This is a genomic window from Shewanella sp. SG41-4, assembly GCF_014164505.1.
In the GTDB taxonomy this organism is placed as follows: domain Bacteria; phylum Pseudomonadota; class Gammaproteobacteria; order Enterobacterales; family Shewanellaceae; genus Shewanella.
The window spans coordinates 1-5,782 of record NZ_JACJFI010000247.1 but is presented as its reverse complement, the minus strand read 5'-3'; the positions used below and the strand labels follow the sequence as shown (position 1 = coordinate 5,782).

The window sequence follows — 5,782 nt, the reverse complement described above, 5'->3', positions numbered from 1 at the left end:
GTGCAAACTATTGATCAATGGCATGGCAGCGGTGAAGCACTATATCAGCGGATGTCTAAAGCTTATTCTTTTCAGTTTTTCCAATATATCCATAATACCGACAGCAATGAAAATTTTACTCATGGTAGCTTACTTCGTCCTTCAGACGATTTTGCCAGCGAGCTTTTTAATGTTGAATTAGGCCATGTGCAAGATCTACCTGACGGGCGCTTACAAATTAGGTTAGACACAGCGAGTGTGTTGTCACCAAGTTTTAATGATTTAGAACAAACGGCGACGTTATTGATTACCGCTTATATCGCTTTGATGTTGTTATTTGCGGTGTTAATGCAATTACATCGTAAAAGAATTAACTATGCAGCCGAATACATTACTCATATACCAGACTTATCATTTTTAGCCATTGAAAAATCTCGCTTCCCAGGGGTACTCCACCCCATCGGTAAGGCATTAGAAATATGTCGTAGCCAATTAAAACTCAGTCTAGATCGCGTTCGCAAAGAAAATGAGCAATTAACCAAAGCGGCTTATCAAGATCCCGTCAGTGGCTTTTCTACTCGGCAACGCTTTACACAACATATTGACGCTATTAGCAAAACAGATAAACAACAGCATGGTGTCCTCGTTGTTATTAAGGCAGCAGAACTGGCAACGGTTAATCAACTTCATGGCCGCGCTGCTGGCGATGATTATTTGGCTAAACTTGCTACATGTATTCGAAAATCAGTAACGAACCTCGGATTGTGTGAGTGTTTTCGAGTATCCAGCGGAGATTTTGCTGTTTTCATTGACAGTATTACGCTTAAAGAGGGTGAACGATTTTTAGAGCAACTTAAGCGTCACCTAGATGAATATGCCCAAAGTACCAAAAGTGACTCTATTGCTCATGCGGGTATGGTGCCTTACCAACAAGGAAATGAACCATTGGCCTTGATGGCATTAGCCGATACCGCTGTCAGTGTGGCACAAACGCTCGGACCTAATCGCTACTATCAATTAGAAAAATTATCCGCGAATGAACAATTTGGTACTGAACATTGGAAAGTCACCATTGACGACTTGATTAGTCGTCGAAGCATAAAATTCTATCAACAACCGATTCAGCCTTGTAATAATGACACCGAAGTTTACCGTGAACTTTTGACTCGATTTTATAACTCAGACGGTAAACATTTACCCACAACCACAGTGATTGCGATGGCTGAACGTTATGGAATGAGTGTTGAACTCGATAAAATGATAGTCACACAGACCATTAAAGTCTTGAGTGAAAATCCAGGTATATCAGGCCAAATGGGAGTAAACATTAGTGCATCTTCTGCACTGCAAGACAGTTTTACCATGTGGTTGAAGGATTTATTATCTAAGCATCGTGCTACTGCTGCTCGATTAGTATTTGAACTCAATGAGTCTGGAATGCAGGCTAATTTAGAGTCGAGTCATAAATTTGTCACTGAGATCCATAAAGTTGGCGCAAAAATCGCTGTTGAACACTTTGGTTTAGGATTTACTTCTTTTAAATTTTTCCGAGAAGTCCGTCCTGACTTTATAAAATTAGACAGCAGTTACAGTGATAATATTGAACAAGATAACAACAATAAATTCTTTATAAGGATGATTGTTGATATTGCCAAACGCATCAGTATTCGAGTTATTGCCACCGGTGTTGAAAAACAAGATGAAAAGCTCACCCTTGAAAAACTCTTAGTGGATGGTCTACAAGGATATTATATTGCCAAACCTGAAGTGTTGTTAACTAAACAGTAAAAATGACGTTAACAAACGGTAAAAATAGCGATTTTATTCCAAGGTTAAACATTTTATGTTTAACCTTATTTTTTATCCGTTGTTTATCGGCGCCAAACCTAAGATAATACTAGGATCTATTGGTCAAAAAATTGTAGCAATGACAGAGTACCTTCTCCTGTTGATCGGCACAGTGCTGGTGAATAACTTCGTTCTGGTAAAATTCTTAGGTCTATGCCCTTTTATGGGGGTGTCGAGCAAATTGGCGTCAGCAATTGGCATGTCGATGGCAACCACGTTTGTATTGACCCTAGCCTCTATTCTGAGTTATCTAACCAATGAGTTTTTACTGCAACCATTTGACCTCAACTACTTACGTACGATGAGCTTTATTTTGGTTATTGCCGTAGTAGTTCAATTTACCGAGATGGTTGTGCAAAAAACCAGTGCCTCTTTACATCGTGCACTGGGCATTTACTTGCCGCTGATCACGACGAACTGCGCTGTATTAGGCGTGGCTTTACTTAACGTCAATGAAGACCATAACTTTATTCAATCGGCTATTTATGGTTTTGGTGCAGCGGTTGGATTTTCATTAGTGCTAATTTTATTTTCAGCCATGCGCGAGCGATTAGCCGCTGCTGATGTGCCCTTACCTTTTAAAGGTGGTGCTATTGCCATGATCACCGCTGGTTTAATGTCATTAGCCTTTATGGGGTTTGCGGGGCTAGTTAACTAATGATATCGAGTATATTACTTGCTGTTGCTGTATTAAGTGCATTAGCAATAGTGTTTGGCGTTATTTTAGGGTTTGCATCAAAGAAATTTAAAGTTGAAGGTAACCCTATTATTGATCAAGTTGAAACTTTGCTACCACAAACTCAATGTGGTCAGTGTGGTTACCCTGGTTGCCGCCCCTATGCAGAGGCTATTGCTAATGGCGATAAAATCAATAAATGCCCTCCAGGTGGTACAGCTACCATGGAAAAAATTGCCGAGCTAATGGGCGTTGAACCTGAAGCATTAGGTGAAGAGGCACAAGCCAGTGTAAAAAAAGTAGCCTACATCCGTGAAGATGAATGTATTGGTTGTACCAAATGTATTCAAGCCTGCCCAGTTGATGCCATTTTAGGCGCCGGCAAATTAATGCATACCGTTATTGCCAAAGATTGTACCGGCTGTGACTTATGCGTTGAGCCTTGCCCTGTAGATTGTATTGATATGATCCCAGTTGAAACCACAATACAAAACTGGGATTGGAAGTTGCACGCTATCCCTGTCAACGTGATCGATCCTGAGCAAGAGGAAAAACGGTGTTAACGTTATTAGAGCAATTAGATAAAGGTACTTTGTGGCGCTCTCCTGGCGGGATCCACCCACCTGAACTTAAATCACTTTCCAATCAAAGCAGCATCGCACCTTTGCCACTGCAATCGAGATTTGTGGTACCCGTTCCCCTTGTTGGCCAACAAGCGACTTTAAGTGTCAAGGTTGGTGACAGGGTCTTAACAGGACAACCACTCACAGAAGGTTCTGGGTTTATTTATTTACCCGTTCATGCCCCTACTTCTGGGACCGTTTTCGCAATAGAGCAACACGGAAGCAACCATCCCTCTTCATTGCCTGTGCTAAGTTGCATTATCGAAGCCGATGGGCAAGATACGTGGTGCGAACTTACCTCAAGTCAGATTGAACAGCTGTCAAAACCTGCTATATTAGCCAAAATTAAGCAAGCAGGTATTGCAGGAATGGGCGGCGCAGCGTTTCCCAGTCATGTCAAACTCAACCCAGCGAGTGAAATTGATTTAGTCATTATTAATGGAGTGGAGTGCGAACCCTACATCAGTGCTGATGATCGATTAATGCGTGAATACAGTGATGAAATATTAACGGGTATTAGTATTATTCATCATTTACTTAGCCCACAGCGTATCATCATCGCCATAGAAGATAATAAACCTGAAGCGGCTCAAGCGATGGAATCAGCTATTCGTCGTAGCTCATTACCTAACGATATGGTCCGTGTCACCGTTATTCCGACCAAGTACCCTTCTGGTGGCGAAAAACAACTTATACAAATTATTACTGGCAAAGAAGTACCCAGTGGAGCTATACCTGCCCAACTCGGTATTGTTGTGCATAACGTCGGTACTGCCTTTGCAATCCAAGAAGCGGTATTACAGGGTAAACCACTCATTGAACGCGTGGTGACGTTAACCGGTAAATCCATCGGCAAACCTGGAAACTATTGGCTTAGAATAGGCACAACAGTTAAAGATGCCCTTAGTCAAGTCAACTTCCAGCCAGAAAGTTCACAAAAAGTTATCGTTGGCGGCCCCATGATGGGATACGCATTAGCCGATCTTGATGTACCAATATTAAAAGGCACCAACTGTTTATTGGTACCAAGCCAAACAGAAATAGCTCCTGATCCAGATGAGAAAGCCTGTATTCGTTGTGGTGAGTGTGCCGTCGCCTGCCCGGCGTTATTGTTACCGCAACAGCTATTCTGGCACGCAAAAGCTGAGGAATACGACAAGGCCGCAAGTTTTAACTTAAAAGATTGTATTGAATGCGGTTGTTGCAGCTACGTATGCCCAAGTGACATTCCTTTAGTTGAATATTATCGCGTCGCGAAATCAGCGTTGAAGAATGCCGCTGAAGAAAAGTTACAAGCTGAAAAAGCAAAACTGCGTTTCGAAACACGTTTACAACGACTTGAAGATGAAAAAAATGCTCGAGAAGAAAAATCAAAACTAGCAGCGGCTAAACGCCAAGCGAATATGAAATCGGGTGATAAAGATGCGGTAGCCGCGGCGATGGCGCGTATCGCAGCCAAAAAAGCCCAAGCAGCTGAAGGTATCGCAGCTGAAGCAACAACAGATTCCAATACGCTTACAGCGCCAATAGACAGTACCAACGCGAAGAAAACAGCGGTAAATGCTGCTATTGAACGTGCGAAAGCTAAAAAGGCTGCTTTGGCTGCTCAGACTGCAATGGAGAATCAAGTTGATATCGTTGCGGTAACAAATGATATTTCTGCCGACACCATCGATCCCGTCAATATTAAAAAAGCACAAATTGCTGCCGCGGTAGCTAGAGCTAAAGCCAAAAAAGCTGCATTGGCTAATCAGTCGCCTACCTCAGATGACACAGGTTCCGATAACGCTATCGGTTCAATGAATGATGCCGCTACCACAATTGCATCAGATCCTGTCGATGACAAAAAAGCTAAAATTGCTGCCGCCGTTGCCAAAGCTAAAGCCAAGAAAGCGGCATTAGCTAATGAATCTGCCGCTGCTGATGAGATTGCTACAGATAAGGCTAGCAATTCCATAAGCGTTGTTGATCCAACGACTGAAGTTGTCACACCAATTGCAGTAACTCCTGTCGATGACAAAAAAGCAAAAATTGCTGCTGCCGTCGCCAAAGCTAAAGCCAAGAAAGCGGCATTAGCTAATGAGTCTGCCACTGCTGATGAGATTGTTACAGATAAGGCTATCAACGCCATAAGCGTTGTTGACCCAACGGCTGAAGTTGTTTCACCAATTGCAGTAACTCCTGTCGATGACAAAAAAGCTAAAATTGCTGCGGCGGTTGCTAAAGCGAAAGCCAAAAAAGCGGCATTAGCCAATGACTCTGCCGATCAAAATGGATATGTAATTGTCATTGAAAAAGCTATCAATACCGCAAAGGAAGTTAATCCAGCAAGTGAAGCTGATACAACAAGTGCAGCAATCCCAGTTGATGACAAAAAGGCTAGAATTGCTGCCGCGGTTGCTAAAGCGAAAGCAAAAAAACTCGCTAACAGTGCTAAGCAAGAGGAACTATAACTATGGCATTTAAAATTGCCTCATCTCCACATGTCAGCACAACGTTACACACCAATACGGTAATGAAGCGTGTGGCGCTATGCCTTATTCCAGGTATTGCAGTACAAAGCTATTATTTTGGTTATGGCACGTTAGTTCAATTATTACTCGCAATTACGGTGGCTTATTTAGCAGAAGCGGCGGTAATGAAACTACGCAATAGA

General features: G+C 42.4%; 5 protein-coding genes. All 5 read left to right on the top strand.

Translation table 11 applies throughout. The features are described 5' to 3' along the window. Positions 1-1,767: EAL domain-containing protein (locus tag H5202_RS17235; protein WP_182773161.1), on the top strand; the 1,767-nt coding region annotated here is incomplete at its 5' end. Positions 1,768-1,906: 139 nt separating this feature from the next. After that, entirely contained in the window at positions 1,907-2,485 is a 579-nt protein-coding gene (gene rsxA, locus H5202_RS17230; protein WP_182773163.1) for an electron transport complex subunit RsxA, read from the top strand. Positions 2,486-2,487: 2 nt separating this feature from the next. Beyond that, complete coding sequence (gene rsxB / locus H5202_RS17225) at positions 2,488-3,066, top strand: electron transport complex subunit RsxB (RefSeq protein ID WP_182773162.1); 579 nt, start codon at positions 2,488-2,490, stop codon at positions 3,064-3,066. Next, positions 3,060-5,579 (top strand): electron transport complex subunit RsxC, encoded by a 2,520-nt coding sequence (rsxC, locus tag H5202_RS17220; protein ID WP_182773160.1) that lies wholly within the window; start codon positions 3,060-3,062, stop codon positions 5,577-5,579. Before rsxB ends, rsxC begins: the two co-directional genes overlap by 7 nt. A gap of 2 nt (positions 5,580-5,581) precedes the next feature. After that, the coding region (locus tag H5202_RS17215; RefSeq protein ID WP_182773159.1) for an RnfABCDGE type electron transport complex subunit D at positions 5,582-5,782 on the top strand (201 nt) is incomplete at its 3' end.

Excerpts from the sequence above, each read along its gene's own strand:
- rsxA (WP_182773163.1), top strand. The coding sequence starts at position 1,907 with ATGACAGAGTACCTTCTCCTGTTGATCGGCACAGTGCTGGTGAATAAC.